This is a genomic window from Xanthomonas sp. NCPPB 3569 (assembly GCF_041475645.2).
Taxonomy (GTDB): Bacteria; Pseudomonadota; Gammaproteobacteria; order Xanthomonadales; family Xanthomonadaceae; genus Xanthomonas; species Xanthomonas phaseoli.
Map to the genome: position 1 here is coordinate 2,729,529 of NZ_CM192969.1, position 17,448 is coordinate 2,746,976.

Here is a 17,448-nt window from a genome sequence, read left to right on the forward strand (position 1 = left end):
CAGCAGAATAAAGCAATTCAGATTGGCCAACCAGCGAGCCAACCTGTAGCAGTCATCCGGCCCACGCGTGCAGTGTGACATTGCGACGCACATGCCGAACGTGCGCCGGTCCACGCCTGCGGACATGCGCTGCGCCATTGCGCGTGCAAGGCAAAACCATGCCCGCAGCGTGCCATCGCCCTCAGCCCTGGCGATGGCCGATCAACGGCACGTCACTGCGTCCTGAGCCTGCGGCAATGCGTCCCGATCGGCATTGCCAGGGCCATGGCAAGCTCCCTCGGCACGATGGACACCAACAAGACCAAATGCCGCAGAAGCGGCCGTGACGGAGCGCTGCGCCTTGCGCTTGCACGCAGGGCCTGCATTTGCGTCATCGCCCTGCCGACGGTGTGGCGGCATGTCAGACGCGAGAGGGCGTGCCGGCACGGATGCCACCGCGTTGTGGAAGAGCCATGCGCGTGCTCTCGACGCCGGATGCAGCGCCGCGCATCCAGCGTGGCGCTCGAACGCACGCCACGATCGCCAATGTCCATCCCAACCCCGGCGACACCTGCCATCCAATCACGCCGATCGCTGCCTTACAGCCCGTAGCGCTCCACTGCGTCCAAATGCGGCTGCGGATCCTGGCCGCAGGCTTCGGCAAGCCGCAGCCAGCACATCGCGTGCGGCCACTGCGCTGTCGCTGCGAGCAAGGCGCGATGCAGTTCGAGCGGCGCAACCGCTTCCGGCAAGGCCACGGTGAAGAGCACCCCGGGCAGCCCCGAACCGGCCTGTTCCGGATCGAAGCTGTCCGGGTCTTCCGGGTCGATCACCCGATAGTCGTCGCGACTGTGCAGCCACAGCGTCCAGCCACGCGCTTCGACCTCCTCGCGCAACGCATTGATGGCGTCTTCGCCGGGATGCACGCCGTCGACCAGCCAGCTGTTCGCATAACCGCCGGCCTGCAGCACATGCACCTGCGCGTAGGTCGGCACGAAACGCTCGCGCTCGGCCTCGTCTTCCGGCGGCGGATACAACAGTTCTGCGTCGAAGACCACCCAGTCGCCGACATGCTGGCGCCGATGTGCAGGCGCGTTTTCGACGATGCGTGCAGTGACCGGGCCGGTACGGCGCGCGTAATACTCCACCGCTTCGCCATCGTCGATGCAGCGCACGATGACCCAGCCCCACGTTTCTTCGACCACGCCGCTGGTGTTGCTCAGCTCCATGCCGATCGCCTGCGCAGAGGCACGCACCGCGTCCCAATCCTGCGCCGCGCTGGCCGCCGTCATGTGGTCCCAATGCGCAGAGCGCGGCTCCTCCAGCAGTTCGGTCAGTTGCCGATAGACCGCGGCGGCCTCGGCAAACCGGCCGGTGTTGAGATACATGCGCGCCAGCAGCCCACGCGCACCATGCGAGCCGGGCGACAGCTGCAACAGTGCGGTGCAGGCCTGCTCCAGCGCCGGCCAATCGGCCAGCCGCTGCGCCAGTTGCGCCTCGCACCACAACGCCGCCACCGGCACCTGTGGGCGATACAGCTGCACCAAACGGCGCAGACCTGCTTCGTCGCCGCGGCCAAGCAACAGATTCATCAGGCGGAACGTTGGGCTGGTTTCGCGATCGGCATGCCGCTGCACGAACGACCACAGCAGTGCGATCGCTTCTTCGTCGGCCGCACAGGCGCTCAAGGCCGATGCGGTGGTATCGACAAGTTCGGCATCGTCCGGGCACTGCGCAACGGCCTGCAGCAGCCACTGCGCTTCGCGTTCGGGATTGCGCACCACATCCTCGCCTTGCGCGTTCAACCATTCCAGCAGGTGTGCGGCCGGTACCGGCGCAGTCTCGCCCGCAGGCGCTGCATCGATGCGCGCGGCCAGGCCATCCAGCAACTGCGTTGCGCCGCGGTCGTGGCGCAGCTTGGGCAGATGCGCGCGCGCAAGCGCCAGATGCCGCTGCGCGGTCCACACCGCGCCGCGTTGCAGTGCCAACCCGATCGCAAGCTCGGCCGCTTCGATCAGGATGCGATACGCGCCAACCTGCGCGTAATGGTCGAGCATCTGCTGCACGCGGCTGCCCAGGTCCCAGCTATTGCGCTCGGGCGCGCGCGTCACCAGCACCGCCACCGCGCGCAGCCAGTGCAGGCGATACCGCGGCGCAATCTCGCGCCATGGCAGCAGCGCTTCCATGGCCTCGTCATCGCGCTGCAACAGCGCCAATGCGCGCGCTTTCTGCAGGCGCCGCGGCTGGCTGCAATTGGCCCACTCGACGCCTTCGCGCGCGGCGTCGCGTTCGCGCTGTTCCACCAGCGCCAGCGCTTCCTGCGCACGCCCCAGCGCAAGCAGGATCGAGATGCGCATGTCCGGCACGCCGTCGTAGATTTCGCCGCCATGCGCCAGGATGGTCTGCGACTGCTGCTCCAGATACTGCAGCGCCGCGTCACCACGCCCGTCATCGAGCAATGCATCGGCTTTTTCGCAGCTCAGGCACTGGTAACACGACCAGCTCGGGTCGATGCGGCCCAGGGTTTCGTCGCACACCTCGATGCGTTCTTCCACCCAGCCCGGGCCATCGATGTTGGCATAACACGCGGCCAGATCCTGGGTCACGCAGACCGATTGCGGGCACTCCACTGCGTCGGCGCGATGCGCACGCTCGAACAGCGCCACCGCATCGCCCAGCGCGCGTTCGCCTTCGCACAGGTTGCCGACCCGGTTACGCATTTCCCAATGCCCGACGAACACCTCCAGCCACGGGTTGGCCAGCGTCTTGCCCAGCGCACGCGCCTCCGGCAGCAAGGCCTCGGCACGGTCGATCTGCAGATCGCAGATGTGGTCGGTCAGCCGCGTCAACAGCTGCGCATTTTGCGGCTGCCCGGCTTCGCCCAGATCGTCCTGCAGCTTTTCTACCCAGTTCCAGATTTCCATCGTGTCGCTCCTGCGATGCGGCGCGTCAGCGCGCCAACAATTGGGTCACGGTCTCGGCGAAATCGCCGAAGGCCTTGTTGAGATCGGAAGCACCCGATTCGGTGCTGCCCGGCTGCGGCTGCGTACGCCCTTGCGCCGAGACGATCACCTTGAGCGCACGCAGCAAGCGTGCCGCCACCACTGCCTGCCGATTGCCTGCGCGCTGCGCGCCTAGCAAGGCCTGTAGCGCCGGATTATCCAGATTCAGATACAGCCGCTGGGTCTGTCGCGCTTCGATGCGCGCGGTGAATTGCCGCGCCAGGCGCAACGCGGCGGTGGAAACGCGCTTGTCGTTTTCGTCCTGCTCCAGGCGGCGTTTGAGCTCGGCCTCGCGGTCGGGCACCACCACCAGCGGCAATTCCTGCGGGCTGAAACGCGCCGGCACCAACGCTTCGCCATCGCCAAGCTGCTGTTCCAGCCAGGCCAGTTCGTCGGCCGGCAGCGTGTCCAGCTGGAACAACTGGCGGTTGCCCTGCTCGGTGCCCAGCTCGACCAGACGCACACCCTTGACCTGCGCCCAGCGCCGCAGAAACGGCACCACCGCATAGCGGTTGCCATAAGCCACCGGCACGCCCATCGCACGGAACAGCATTTCTTCGAAACCGCTGTCGCTATCGAGGATCACATGCACCGCACCGCGCGACGGCAATTGCTGCGCTGGCAGATCGCCTTGCGATGTGGGTACCCGCACGTGTTCCAGCAGCAATTCGAACAGGCGCTCGTCGCACAACGCCGCACCCAGCAGGGCTTCGTTATGGCGTAGCAGGATGCGTCGCCATGCCTCCGGTTGCTGGCGCGCCACATCGGCCAGGCCCTGCACCAACGCCTCGGACAAGGCGTGCTGCACCGCGCTATAGACCGTATCGCGCTGCAGGTCTTCGCGGCTTGCGGTGGGCGTCAACCGATTGGATTCGATCACCCCACCGATGAAGCCTGCCCACGGCGGCAGCAACTCGCGCGCGTTGTCATCCAGCAACATGCCGCGCAGGAACACCGAGAGATTGCGGTTGTCGCTGGTGCCGTAGGTCGCACCGTCCTGCACCCACAACAGGCCGACCGCATCGCTGCCCTCTTTCGCACGCACCGGCATGCAGCACAACGGCTCGAAATTGCGCTCGAAGCGCGCGGCGAACTCGCGTTGACGGCGCCAGGCCTGCACCGGATGCAGCGGCACGGCGTCCTGCACGCGCCACGGCGGCGGCTCGGGATTGATCGGCTGGGTTGCGGCGCCGATCCAGATTGGCTCGCGCAGCAGCGCGCAATAGCGCGACAGAATCTCACCCAGCCGGCCTTCCTGCGCCAACGCCAGATACTCGCTGTGCAATTCCAGCACCACCTCGGTACCCACCTGCGCACGCGCGGGAATCGGGCTGACCGTGTACTGCTCGGCGTTGCTGGAGATGTAGCAATGGCCCAGCGTGGGAGACTGGTAGGAGGTGGTGCGCACAGTCACCCGCCGCGCCAGCACGAAGGCGGACAGGAAGCCCAGCCCGAACATGCCGATCAGGCCGCTGTCCTCGTGGCCGCCCTGGCGCAGCCCGCGTGTATAGCCCACGCCGACGGTAGCCAGGTAGTCGTGTATTTCCTGCTGGGTCAGTCCGGCACCGGTATCGACGATGCGCACGATGCCCTGCGCGGTATCGGCATGCACCTCGATGCGCGACTCGCCGTGCCAATCGGGTTGTTCCAGACGACGGCGCAGGATGGAATCGTGCGCGTTCTGCACCAGCTCGCGCAGCGCCACCACCGGGGTGGAATACAGGTGCTTGCTGAGGACCGACATCAGTCCATTGAGATCGACGCCTGCCCGGCGGATCTGCGAGGCGTCGGTCGCCCCGGGGGTGGGATCTTGCATGATCGGTCGTCGTTTCCTCGGCGACGATGCCCATCCTCGGACGCGTCACCTGGGTGCCAGTGCCAGCCGGAAAGGATAGCCGGAACCCACATTGCACGCACGTCTCAGCTTGATCCCTGCCCTCCGTTGCGTACAGCGACGCACTGCACCGCACGCCGGATTGACCTCCACGGATCGGTAGCGCTACCAACCCGTGGGTTGCGGAAATTACCGCTGCAAGGTCTCCATCGGCGCCTCGTTGAAGTGCTGCCGATAGCCCTTGGCCAACGCCGAACGGCTACCGACGCCCCAGCGACTGGCCGCCTGCAACACACTGCCGCAGCCGCCTTCGGCCAGCAATTCGTCGCGGATGCTTTGCATCCGGTAACGGCGCAGCACCTGCGTCGGCGAGAGCCCGGTAGCCGACTTGAACGCTTGCTGCAGCGCGCGCCCGGTGACCCCGATCTGCGCGGCCACTTCGTTGATCGACAGATCCGAGCGATGCGCATTGGTGATCATGTAGCTGTAGGCGCGCCGATACTTGGCCGGCAACCGGGCGGAGATATCGTCGCTGACGTGCGCGGGGGTGCCGCTTTCCAGCAAGCGCGGGGCTTGGACTTCGCTACGCAGGCACTGCACCGCGTCCAGCGCGTAGCGGTTGTAGAGCAGCAACGCTTGTTCGGTGCGCCCCATCGCCTGGCTGATCTTGGCCTGGCAGTACTCGAACTCCAGGTTCCAGCGCGGCGCATGATGCCGACCGGCACCGGCCAGCGCACGCTCGGCCAGATCGGCACGGCCCACCGCCAATGCCGCCAGCGCCAGTTCCACCTGCGCGTCCTGGCGCGCGCACGGTGGGCAGCCGGTGGCCGCGGCCGGCAATGCGTCGATCTGCGCGTCGAAGCCGAAGGTGTCGCCGCCGGCAATACGCAACAGGCTGCGGACATGCCGCATACGCTGCGCCAGCACCGGCATGCTCTCTGCCAGATCGGCAATGCAGGCGCGCAGGTCGCTGGGTTCGAACGCATGCGTGGCATCTTCCTGACGCAGCGTGGCTTGCCAGAACACGTGGTCGCTCATGCGGTCGGAGCGACGGATACGCAGCTGCGCAATCATGTCCAGACGCAGCGCAGTGGCAATCCGCAGCCAATCCGACGCCCCGCTCTCCAGCTCGGCCAGCACCTCGCGGGCACGCTCCAGGGTCTGCAAGGCCAACGTGCTCTGGCCCAGATGGAAGTGGGTCAGCGACTTGCCCAGCAGGCTCTCGCCGCACAGGCTGGGCGGCGTCTCGCGGTCCATTGCCAACTGAGCGAAACAATTCAACGCCGCGCTCAGGCGTCGCTGGCTCAGCATCAACCAGGCGGTGTTCCGGCACGACAGCAGGCGCAATTGGCGCTGATGCCCGCGCATTGCCTTCAAGGCCTGCCGATACGCATCTTCGGCCTCTTCCTGATATTCCAGGATCAGCAGCGCATCGCCGCTGGCACCGAACAAGCTCACCTCATCGTCGGCGCCATCCGCTGCGCCCTGTCCGTCGCGTCGCTGTTGGAGATGTTGCAGTCCCTGTGGCCAAGCACCAACCAGCATCCTGCTCGTATAGGTAGGAAGACGTTCTGCGTAAGACAACGCAGAGATCGCTGCAAAGTAGGTGGAAAGGATCATGCCGGTCTCTCTCTTTTGGGGGGCGGAGCAAAAGACAACAGGCGCCGAACTCGCGGGCGCAAACGATTGTATGCAGCGGGTCCAATAGAAATTCCCTCTCGGAGCCATTGAAAAAATCAAAAAAGCTCACTCTGTCAATCATCCAGTCGATGCGTTTTCTTCCGGGCGTAAAGCGCTTTGCAACGCGTCGTCGTTGTCGTACGCCAGACATTTCGTGCCATGCGGTCAAGTATTGATCTCGCCGGTCTACGCCACTCTTTCGGTACAGTCGGACAACGTCTGCGAACGCGCCGCTTGCAGACGCGTCGATGCTTGTCGGCGATGATCGAATGCGATGCCCAGTAACTGTACGGACAGGTATGCCGAGAGGCGTTTGATCGAAAAGAGCAGGCATGACACGGCGACAATCGCTGCCGACCTATTCCAGTCACGCGCGATCACACCACCAATCGCAATAGATTGGTCTAGACCTCAGCAACCGAAATGTCACTGGTCACACGCACGGTGCCAAGCGATGCATGCGGACTAGACATGCCCTCTCTGTAAGAGCTCTGTTACGTCTAAATGAGCGCGAGCTAAAGCCGCTGTCGACAAATCCGAAGGCACGTATGCAAGCGTGAAACTTTTGGCCTCCGCAATGGTACATACCATTCTGCCAGCTCCGCTGGACACTCCCCCGCCAACCGACTGGTCCGACGATGCAGCGATCTTTGAAGATGGATTTTGTCCTGGCATTGGCCAACCAGTACCGGCGCCCGTCCCATGCGTGGCTTGTACGCCGACACGCGAAGGCCGCCTGAATGAACGACCACTCCCCCTCCAACGCCGGATCGGTGTTTCTGTTGACGCAGGACGCGCGCTTGGTCTCGCAGATCAATGCCAGCCTTGCACCGCTCGCGCGCAACGTCTCGACGTTTTCCGAGGAACTGGAGCTTCTGCGTTCGCTGCGGCACTCGCCGTGCGAGCTGCTGATCTTCGATGCCAGCTGTGTCGCCGCCGATGACAGTTCACTGCTGGCCTGGCAGCGCTGCCATAGCGGCCAGCCCACGCCGCTGATCGTGCTTGGACGTTTCGATTGCGCCGACAGCATTCTGGCCTGGTATCGCGCAGGCGCGCAGGAGGTCCTTGCACTGCCTTTCAATTCGCACGAGTTGCACGTGCGCGCGGTCCTGGCGATATCGCCGGTGGCGCATGCCTGCCCGGAGACGCAGCACCTGAGCGTTGGTCCATACCAGCTGATCCGCGATGAAAATACCGTCTATCTGGAAGGCAAACCGATCGTATTGACCGCACGCGAGTTCTCGATTGCCTGGCTGCTCTTTTCCAGCCCCGGTGTGTGCTTCCGGCGTTGCCAGCTGGCCAAGGCGGTCTGGGGCAGCCATACCGAATTCACCGACCGCACCATGGAACAGCACATCTACAAGTTGCGCAAGAAACTGCAGCTGAGCAGTGACAGCAGCGCAGTCCGCATCAGAACCGTCTACTCGCACGGCTACAAGCTGGAGCTCGCGCTGCACGATACCGAGGCAACGACGATGAGCAAGGCCGTCAGCCCAAGTCTTGGCCCTGCACATCACGCAGCTGCCTGCTGAGCAAGCGCACCGCTGCAGAGAAGCCATCTGCGACCTGCATTGCGCAGTTTCGCTTGCGTTACAGCGCAGGCAGTTTGATGACACCACGTGCGTCGGCACGGCATCGATGACAGCGCGGCCTCCACGCGCCCTCGGCCTGCATGCTGTGCCGTCACTCAAGTTCTGCAGGTGTACCGGCCATGCGCCTGCAGCGGCATCGTTCGCTGCATGATGCAGCGCACATGCTGATCAGGGTCGAGTGACATCGCCGCATCTATGAAGCGATGCCGCAGCATCACATGCAGCACTGCCTGCTGCGCCGGGACCGCTCAGCGCAAGACGCCTCAAGCATGTCGCGGTGTCGCCGCCGTCCATCTCTGTGGGTCCGATGCGGGCGCGCGCTTTGCAGCGCACAGACTTGCTGGCAACTGTCACGCACGCAGCGGTGGCCGTCCGCCTCTGCAAAGCGCGCAATGGCACGATTGGCACACGCACAAACAACAACGGCGCAGGAAACTCCTGCGCCGTTGTCCGCGTTCATAACGCGAGTTACTGCTTGGGATTTTCGCCGTACTGGTTCGGGCCGGGCGTGCCTTCGATGCACATGAAGACCAGCAACACGAAAGCACCAACGTACGGCACCAGGCTGATCAGATAAAACCAGCCGGACTTGTCCTGGTCGTGCAGGCGGCGCACCGTGACTGCAATACCGGGCACGATCAACGCCAGACAAACGATCACCATGACCGCACAGATCAACCAAGCCAGCGCACCCGGGCCGTTCTCGTTCCCCAATGCCAATGCGGCGACGGCAAACAGGCCGCCAAACACGAACAGCACCAAGCACTGCATCAGCGCGAACATCCAGTATTCCTTGCGGCGCGAGCGACCGTTGAAGTCGGCGTAACGCTTGAGCGGCAGCAACATCCATTCCATCGTGATTCTCCTGAAAACGGCAGTGAGCAGTGTGTGTGATCCGGTGCACAGGGCAACGGGCCGCGCATGTTGCCATAGCCCCACTCTTTCTGAAAACGCTTTCTCGACAAGCAAATGCAAATCCCGGTGTTTGTCCGACAAACGGTTTGTGGGCGTCCGGTCGCCCTGCGACACATGCCATGCCCGCGTCCCGCAGCAGGTCCGAAGGCACGCGACGCCCCCTGCACCCAGCGTTTCTTGAGCGGCAGCACGGCCGCACCAGGGGTGACCAAGCCGGACGATGCTCGATGGTCGCCCGGCAGCTGGCCGGAACGATGGCGGCAGCTGCTCTGGAACATGCCCAGGCGGCGCTTCCGACGCATTCGCCGGCCGCCAACCCGGCCTATCGCAACATCGGCAAGGCGCGCGGCTTCAGTCGGCCGCCGCTTCCAATGCCTGGCTCAAGCGTTCCACGGCAATGATGTCCATGCCCTTGATGCTGGTGGTCTTGGGCGCATTGGCGCGGGGCACGATGGCGCGCTTGAAGCCATGCGTCGCTGCCTCCTTCAGCCGGTCCTCGCCATTGGGCACCGGGCGGATTTCGCCGGACAGGCCCACTTCGCCGAACGCGATGGTCTTTTCGGACAGCGGCCGGTCGCGCAGCGACGACAGCACTGCCAGCAGCACCGGCAAATCGGCCGCGGTTTCCTGCACGCGGATGCCGCCCACCACATTGACGAACACGTCCTGATCGCCCACCACGATGCCTCCGTGGCGATGCAGCACCGCCAGCAGCATCGCCAGCCGGTTCTGCTCCAGACCCACTGCCACCCGACGCGGGTTGGACAACGGCGAGGCATCCACCAACGCCTGCACCTCCACCATCAGCGGGCGGGTGCCTTCGCGGGTGACCATCACGCAACTGCCGGGCTGCTGGGTGCTGCCACCGGAGAGGAAAATCGCCGATGGGTTGGAGACTTCCTTCAGGCCCTTCTCACCCATCGCGAACACGCCCAGTTCGTTGACCGCACCGAAGCGGTTCTTGAACGCGCGCAACAGGCGGAACCGGCTGCCGCTCTCGCCTTCGAAATACAGCACCGCATCGACCATGTGCTCGAGCACGCGGGGCCCGGCGATGCCGCCTTCCTTGGTCACATGGCCGACCAGAAACACCGCGGTGCCGGTTTCCTTGGCGTAGCGCACCAGCCGGGCTGCGCTCTCGCGCACCTGGCTCACCGAGCCCGGCGCTGCGCTCAACGACTCGGTCCACAAGGTTTGTACCGAATCGGCCACGATCAGCTTCGGCCGCGCCACGCTGGCATGCTGCAGGATGTTTTCGATGCCGGTTTCGGCCAGGGCGTTCAGGCCTTCCAGCGGCAGGTCCAGGCGCACCGCGCGCCCTGCCACCTGGGCCAGCGATTCTTCGCCGGTCACATACAACACCGGCAACGTGGAGGCCATGCTCGCCAGCGCCTGCAGCAGCAGCGTCGACTTGCCGATCCCGGGGTCGCCGCCGATCAGCACCACCGCACCTTCCACCAGCCCACCACCCAACACCCGATCGAACTCGCCGATACCGGTGGAAACGCGCGCCTGCTCGGTCTGCTGCACATCCTTGAGTGCAGTGATCTTGGGCGCCTCGGTCTTGCCGGCCCAGCCGCTACGCCGCGATGCCGCTGGCGATGCCTTGCCGCCCGGCGTGGCGCTTTCGAGCACGATTTCGCTCAGCGTGTTCCAGACACCGCATTCGGTGCACTGCCCCTGCCACTTGGTGTACTCGGCGCCGCACTCGCCGCAGACATAGGCCGTTTTCGCCTTCGCCATCGCTCTTGCCCATCGTTGTTGAAGCAGCAGGATAGTGGCTGACGGTCTCAGTGTGCGCGACGCAGGGCTTTGCGGATTCGGGATTCGGGATTCGGGATTCGGGATTCGGGATTCGGGATTCGGGAATCGGGAATCGGGATTCGGGAATCGGGAATCGGGAATCGGGAATCGGGAATCGGGCAAGTCGACGGCTTGCTGATGTGCAGTGCAAGCGGTGACCGGCTGCGCTCACACAACGGCGGCATGACCGGTGACCACCGGCCATGCCGCTTGGATTCCGCTGATCCCACGTCGGGCAACGACGTGGGCATGCGCCACTCAGCGCGCCTTGTACAACTCGCTCAGGCGATCCGGCTTGCCGGCGATGCGTTCCAGATGCGGGTACAGCAGACCGCCGTGGTAGTCGATGCGGACGGTTTCGTAGCGGTCGCCACGCTTGACCAGCAGCTCGATCGGCGCCGTAGTGCCCTTGGCCGCCTTGATCGCATCCTTGATCACATCGGCGCTGAAGGCGCGGCCGTTGACGGCCACCAGGGTGTTGCCGTTGATGATGCCGGCATTGAATGCCGGGCTGTCCCACAACACCTCGTTGACTTCGCCCGAGCCTTCCAGCGACAGGCCCAGCGAATAGGTCAGGCTGACGTCGTTCTCGTTGCTCTCGTAGGTCTTGATCGCCAGGTTCGGCTCGTCGGTGTAGACCAGCTTCCAGCCATTGGCTTCGATGCCGCCATTCAACGAACCGTGCCCGTCCATGCGCTCGCGCAACAGGCTGGCCCAGTCGTAGGCGGCCACGCCGTTGAGCGTGCTCACGATGTCGTCGAAGGTGTACGGATTGACATCCCAATCGCCGTTCTTCATGCCGAAGAACGCCTTGGCGAAATCGTCGATGGAACGCTTGTTGTTGGTCAGCGCGCGCAGCTTGCCATCCACTTCCAGCCACATCATCTGGCCGCCGGAGTAATAGTCCTCGCTCATCTGGTAGCTGCGGTACGCCTTGGGACGCCGCATCGACATGGTCGGGTCGTTGGTGGTGTCCTGCACCGTGCGCCAGCCCATGCCGGGGCGGCCGCGCTCGTAGGTTGCCGCCACGCCGGCCAGCATCTCGCGTGCCTGGTCCTGCGTCCACAGGCCGGAACGTGCGGCCACCACTTCGCCCCAGAACTGGGTCTGGCCTTCGTACAACCACAGCAGGCTGTCGCCCATCGGCACGTTGAAGTTCGGCGTCGCCAGGTCGGCGCCGCGGCGGTATTTGCCGTTCCAGGAGTGATTGAACTCGTGCGCCAGCAGGTCGCGCATGGTCCAGCTCTTGTCCCACTCGGTGAAGTAATTCGGCGGGCCGCTGTTTTCGCTGGAACGGTGATGCTCCAGGCCGATGCCGCCCAGCTTCTTGGTCAGCGCCAACAGGAATTCGTAATGGTCGAAGTGACGCGCGCCGTACAGCTTGTCCATCTGCTGCACCAGCGCCGCATGCGCCTTGATCTGCTCGGGCTTGGCCTCCAGCGACTTGGCTTCATCGGCGAACACGTTGAGGTAGACCGGCTGCTTGCCGGTGCTCAGTTCCACGCGCTTGTAGTACTTGCCGGCGAACATCGGCGAATCGACCAGGTCGTCGAAATCGATCGGCTTGAAGCTCACCGTGTCGCCCACGCGGCGATCGGTTTCCAGTGCCGTGGCATAGCTCCAGCCGGCCGGCAGCGTGACGCTGGCCTGCGCCTTGATGTTGCGCGCGAAATAACCGGCCGGGTACAGCGCCGTGGTGTTCCACTGCAGGTTGAGCATTTCCGGGGTCATCATCACCCGGCCCTGGTTGCCGGCCTGCGGCGAGAGGAACTTGAACTCGGCCGTCAGTTCGGTGGCGCCCTGTGGCACATCCACCTTGAACGCATAGACGTCGAATTGGTCGCGCTTCCATGGCACCACCTTGCCATCGACCTTGATCACCAGGCCGGCGAGCTTGTCGATCGGCCCGGTCGGCGAATGATTGCCCGGAATCCACTGCGGGTAGAGCAGCGTCATCGGGCCGGGCTTGGCCGGCATGGTGGTCTTGACCTTGAAGATGCGGTGCGCCAGATCGGTGGCATCCACGTCGATCTTCAAGGTGCCATCGAACGGCACGTCCTGCGGCGGTGCGGTTTGCGCAGCTGCCGGCAGCGACAACGCCGCCAACAACGACACGGACAACAGGGTGGGCATTTTCATCGCAACTCCGCAGGTGACCTGGAACAGGCAAGCCCATGATGCTAAGCGCCTGCCTGTGCTTGACCGTATGCCATTGGTCATGCTGCGGGCGATTGACGCATAAAAAAAGGCCGCCAATCACTGGCGACCTCTTCCTCAACCTTGCTGTGATCCGGCGTAGCGCCGTCTCAATGCATCATGTTGACGTTCATGTTGTGCAGCACCCACAGCGAGCCGACGATCACGATGCCGATGATCAGCAGCGAGAACAGGCCAACCTGCACGTTGGAGCGCTGCTCCGGCGTGCGGTCCATGTGCAGGAAGTACACCATGTGCACCAGCATCTGCACTGCGGCCATGACCGAAATCACGACGACAGTGACGCCCTTGGAGAACGCGCCGCTCATCACCATCGCAAACGGGATGACGGTGAGGATCACGGCCATCACAAAGCCGATCAGGTAGGACTTCAGGCCGCCGGCATGCGCGTCGGCAGCGGTATCGGTGTGGTGGTGATTGGCCATTACAGCGCTCCCAGCAGATAGACGACGGTGAACACACCGATCCAGATGATGTCCAGGAAGTGCCAGAACAGGCTCAGGCACGCCAGACGCGTGCTGTTGCGCGCGGTCAGGCCGTTCTTGGAAATCTGGATCACCAGCACGGCCATCCACAGCAGGCCGGAGGCCACGTGCAGACCGTGCGTACCCACCAGGGTGAAGAACGCCGACAGGAACGCACTGCGCCCCGGGCCGGCACCTTCATGGATCAGGTGATTGAACTCCCACACTTCCATGCACAGGAAGCCGATACCCAGCAGCGCGGTGACGGCCAGCCAGCCGTACAGGCCGCCCATCTTGCGCTTGTGCGCGGCGATCATCGCAAAGCCGAAGCTCAAGCTGCTGAACAACAGCAGGAAGGTTTCCACCAGCACGAACTTCAGATCGAACAGCTCCTTGGCGGTCGGCCCGTCCACCGTGGCGCCGGAGAGCACCGCATAGGTGGCGAACAGACCGGCAAACAGCAGGCAGTCGCTCATCAGGTAGACCCAGAACCCGAAGACGGTGTTGCCACCGCCGTCGTGATGTTCGTGGTCGTGATCGTGCCCGCCCGCGTGGGCGGCGTGGTCAAGCGTGGTCGAGGAAGCCATGGTCATACCACCTTCGCGGCCTGCGCCGCCTGTTGCTGTTCGAGCAGGGCGAAACGTGCGTTTTCGATGCGCTCCACTTCGTCGGCCGGCACCCAGTAATCGATGTCGTCATCGAAGGTACGTGCGATGAAGCTGCCGATCATGCCCACCAGGCCGATGATGGCCAGCCACCAGATGTGCCAGATCAGACCGAAGCCCAGCAGCACACTGAAGGCACCGATATAGACGCCGGCACCGGTGTTACGCGGCATGTGGATCGCTTCGTACTTGGACGGACGCACCCAGCCCTTGCCATTCTGCTTGTCGGCCCAGAACTGGTCGCGGTCGTCGATGTGCGGCAGCACGGCGAAGTTGTAGAACGGCGGCGGCGAGGAGGTTGCCCATTCCAGCGTACGGCCATCCCACGGATCACCCGTGTAGTCCATATGCTCCTTGCGCTTCCACACGCTGTAACCGATCTGCACCAGGTTCAAGAAGATGCCCATGCCGATGATCGCAGCACCCACCGCGGCCACGTACAGCCACGGCGCCCACTCGGGGTGGTTGTAGGTGTTCATGCGACGGGTCATGCCCATGAAGCCGAGCACGTACAGCGGCATGAAGGCGACGAAGAAGCCGATGATCCAGCACCAGAACGAGGCCTTGCCGATCTTCTCGTTGAGCTTGAAGCCGAACGCCTTCGGGAACCAGTAGGTCAGGCCCGCCAGGTAACCGAACACCACACCGCCGATGATGACGTTATGGAAGTGCGCGATCAGGAACAGGCTGTTGTGCAGCACGAAGTCCACGGCCGGAATCGCCAGCATCACGCCGGTCATGCCACCGATGGTGAAGGTGATGATGAAACCGATCGTCCACAGCACCGGCGAGGTCATGTGCACGCGACCGCGGAACATGGTGAACAGCCAGTTGAAGATCTTCACGCCGGTCGGGATCGAGATGATCATCGTCGTGATGCCGAAGAAGGCATTGACGTTGGCACCCGAACCCATGGTGAAGAAGTGGTGCAACCACACCACGAACGACAGCACGCCGATGCACGAGGTCGCGTACACCATCGAGGTATAGCCGAACAGGCGCTTGCGGCTGTAGGTGGCGATCAGTTCGGAGAAGATGCCGAACGCCGGCAGGATCAGGATGTAAACCTCCGGGTGGCCCCAGATCCAGATCAGGTTGACGTACATCATGGCGTTGCCGCCACCGTCATTGGTGAAGAAGTGCGCGCCCAGGTACCGGTCGGCACCCAGCAGCGCCAGCGCCACGGTCAGGATCGGGAACGCGGCGATGATCAGGATGTTGGTGATCAGCGCGGTCCAGGTGAAGATCGGCATGCGCATCAGGGTCATGCCCGGCGCGCGCATGCGCATGATCGTCACGAAGAAGTTGATGCCGGTCAGCAAGGTGCCTAAACCGGACACCTGCAGCGCCCAGATGTAGTAATCGACACCGACTCCCGGACTGTATTCCAGTCCCGACAACGGCGGATACGCCAGCCAACCGGTCTGGGCGAATTCACCGACACCCAGCGAGATATTGATCAGCGCCGCACCGGCCACGAACAGCCAGAAGCTCAGCGAGTTCAGGAACGGGAACGCCACGTCGCGCGCACCGATCTGCAGCGGCACGATCAGGTTCAACAGGCCCGTCATGAACGGCATGGCCATGAAGAAGATCATGATCACGCCGTGCGCGGTGAAGATCTGGTCGTAGTGATGCGGAGGCAGCACGCCTTCGCCACCGCCGCCGGCCAGCGCCTGCTGTGTGCGCATCATCGCCGCGTCGGCAAAGCCGCGCAGCAGCATGACCAACGCCACGATGATGTACATCACGCCGATGCGCTTGTGATCCACCGAGGTGAACCACTCTTTCCAGAGATAGCCCCACAGCTTGTACTTGGTGATGGCGCCCGCGATGAGCAGGCCGAGCAGGCCGGCACCACCCAGCGCGACCATGATGATCGGCTCGTGGTACGGAACTGCCTCGATGGTGAGTTTGCCTAGCATCACTTGTCTCCAGAAGTGCACATGGCGACCGGCTCCGTAGCCGATGCCTGATGGTCGCCGTGGCCCTTACTGTGGCCCGGACCATTCATGTATTTGTCGACCAGCGAGCGGAACATGCCGTCCTGCACCGACGAGTAGTAGGTGACCGGATACTGTTCCTTGTCGTTGCGGTTGGCTGCCAGCACCTGGTACTCGGCTGCATTCAACGCGGTCGGCGAGGCCTTGACCTTGGCCACCCAGGCCTCGAAGCCGGCCTGATCGACGGCGTGCGCCTTGAAGCTCATCTTCGAAAAGCCGTGGCCGCTGTAGTTGGTCGACAGGCCAAAGTATTCGCCCGGCTCGTTGGCCACCAGGTGCAGCTTGGTTTCCATGCCCGCCATGGCGTAGATCATGGTGCCCAGGTGCGGGATGAAGAACGAGTTCATCACCGTGTCGGAGGTGATCTTGAAGTTCAGCGGCGTGTGCACCGGGAACGCGATCTCGTTGACGGTGGCGATGTTCTGGTCGGGATAGATGAACATCCACTTCCAGTCCAGCGACACCGCTTCGATGTTGATCGGCTTGACGTCCGAATCCAGCGGCCGGTAGGGGTCCAGCGCATGCGACGAACGCCAGGTCAGCACCGCCAGCACCAGGATGATCACGCACGGGATCGACCACACCACCACTTCGATGGCAGTGGAGTGCGACCAGTCCGGCTCGTAGCGCGCCTTGGTGTTGGATGCGCGATATTTCCACGCGAACGCAATCGTCATCACGATCACCGGGATGACCACGATCAGCATCAGCACCACCGAGGTGATCAGCAGTTGCTTTTCGTCGTGGCCGATCTGGCCTTTCGGATTGAGGATGGCCGAGTTGCAGCCTGCCAGCAGCAGGAAGGGCAACATCAGACCTGGACGAAGTAAACGCCCGAGCTGTTTCAGCGGAATCATCGGTCGATCCAAGTGCGAAGGAACGCCAGCCTCGTTCGTCGTATCCGTCGTGGGATGTACCCGACGCAGCTGTCTTCCTGGAGGAGATGGACTGCGCAGACCGAAGACGCGGGTTAGCGCGCTAATTTTAGTCTTTGCTGCACCTGCACGAAACCCATTGGCAATGATCTGACGCAATAAAAGCGCGCCAATTTGTGCGACATGTTGTCGCAGCGCAGCGCGAGGCAAGAATTGCGCCGTTGCGTTCGCCGAACGGGAAGCGCCTGCGTGGCTGCAACACACGCGAGCAATGCGTGAAACACGGCGCTCGACGCTTCAAAACGCAACTGTGCCGGCACAGGCCGACCCAGTCTTGTAGCGTGGTGCCGGAAATAGGAATCGAACCTACGACCTACGCATTACGAATGCGCCGCTCTACCAACTGAGCTATTCCGGCG

Annotated in this window: 11 protein-coding genes and 1 tRNA gene; 1 reads left to right on the top strand and 11 read right to left on the bottom strand. The window is 63.5% G+C overall.

Annotation, left to right across the window (positions count from 1 at the left end; translation table 11 throughout):
* Window positions 1-578 precede the first annotated feature (578 nt).
* The 3 genes from ACCQ03_RS12005 to ACCQ03_RS12015 all read right to left on the bottom strand — a co-directional run bounded on the left by ACCQ03_RS12005 (window position 579) and on the right by ACCQ03_RS12015 (window position 6,360).
* Window positions 579-2,903: a tetratricopeptide repeat protein gene (locus ACCQ03_RS12005; RefSeq protein ID WP_057679524.1), complete on the bottom strand. Its 2,325-nt coding sequence runs from the start codon at window positions 2,901-2,903 to the stop codon at window positions 579-581.
* Window positions 2,904-2,928: 25 nt separating this feature from the next.
* The gene (locus ACCQ03_RS12010; protein WP_209225442.1) at window positions 2,929-4,797 is read right to left on the bottom strand and encodes an ATP-binding protein; all 1,869 of its coding nucleotides are present in this window, start codon (window positions 4,795-4,797) and stop codon (window positions 2,929-2,931) included.
* A gap of 207 nt (window positions 4,798-5,004) precedes the next feature.
* Window positions 5,005-6,360, bottom strand: a complete 1,356-nt coding sequence (locus tag ACCQ03_RS12015; protein WP_170922306.1) for a helix-turn-helix transcriptional regulator — start codon at window positions 6,358-6,360, stop codon at window positions 5,005-5,007.
* An 875-nt stretch (window positions 6,361-7,235) separates the two neighbouring features.
* Here ACCQ03_RS12015 and ACCQ03_RS12020 point away from each other — a divergent pair.
* Window positions 7,236-8,027: a response regulator transcription factor gene (locus ACCQ03_RS12020; protein WP_057679521.1), complete on the top strand. Its 792-nt coding sequence runs from the start codon at window positions 7,236-7,238 to the stop codon at window positions 8,025-8,027.
* 528 nt (window positions 8,028-8,555) lie between these two features.
* Here the strand turns inward: ACCQ03_RS12020 and ACCQ03_RS12025 are convergent.
* From ACCQ03_RS12025 to ACCQ03_RS12060, 8 genes are all read right to left on the bottom strand, one after another.
* A complete protein-coding gene (locus ACCQ03_RS12025; protein WP_057679520.1) occupies window positions 8,556-8,942 on the bottom strand; it encodes a DUF805 domain-containing protein in 387 nt (128 codons plus the stop codon).
* A gap of 411 nt (window positions 8,943-9,353) precedes the next feature.
* Entirely contained in the window at window positions 9,354-10,745 is a 1,392-nt protein-coding gene (radA, locus tag ACCQ03_RS12030; RefSeq protein WP_057679519.1) for a DNA repair protein RadA, read from the bottom strand.
* A gap of 318 nt (window positions 10,746-11,063) precedes the next feature.
* Window positions 11,064-12,944: a M61 family metallopeptidase gene (locus tag ACCQ03_RS12035; protein ID WP_209225444.1), complete on the bottom strand. Its 1,881-nt coding sequence runs from the start codon at window positions 12,942-12,944 to the stop codon at window positions 11,064-11,066.
* A gap of 167 nt (window positions 12,945-13,111) precedes the next feature.
* Entirely contained in the window at window positions 13,112-13,447 is a 336-nt protein-coding gene (cyoD, locus tag ACCQ03_RS12040) for a cytochrome o ubiquinol oxidase subunit IV (RefSeq protein WP_017156584.1), read from the bottom strand.
* On the bottom strand, window positions 13,447-14,079 hold the full coding sequence (gene cyoC, locus ACCQ03_RS12045; protein ID WP_008577121.1) for a cytochrome o ubiquinol oxidase subunit III: 633 nt from the start codon (window positions 14,077-14,079) through the stop codon (window positions 13,447-13,449). Before cyoC ends, cyoD begins: the two co-directional genes overlap by 1 nt.
* Window positions 14,076-16,076 (bottom strand): cytochrome o ubiquinol oxidase subunit I, encoded by a 2,001-nt coding sequence (cyoB, locus tag ACCQ03_RS12050; protein WP_209225446.1) that lies wholly within the window; start codon window positions 16,074-16,076, stop codon window positions 14,076-14,078. The genes cyoC and cyoB overlap by 4 nt, the downstream gene beginning before the upstream one ends.
* Window positions 16,076-17,011 carry a ubiquinol oxidase subunit II gene (cyoA, locus tag ACCQ03_RS12055; RefSeq protein WP_011346764.1) on the bottom strand — a complete coding sequence of 312 codons (936 nt, stop codon included), beginning with the start codon at window positions 17,009-17,011 and terminating at the stop codon, window positions 16,076-16,078. The genes cyoB and cyoA overlap by 1 nt, the downstream gene beginning before the upstream one ends.
* A gap of 360 nt (window positions 17,012-17,371) precedes the next feature.
* Window positions 17,372-17,447: transfer RNA gene (locus ACCQ03_RS12060), tRNA-Thr, on the bottom strand.
* Window position 17,448: the final 1 nt, after the last annotated feature.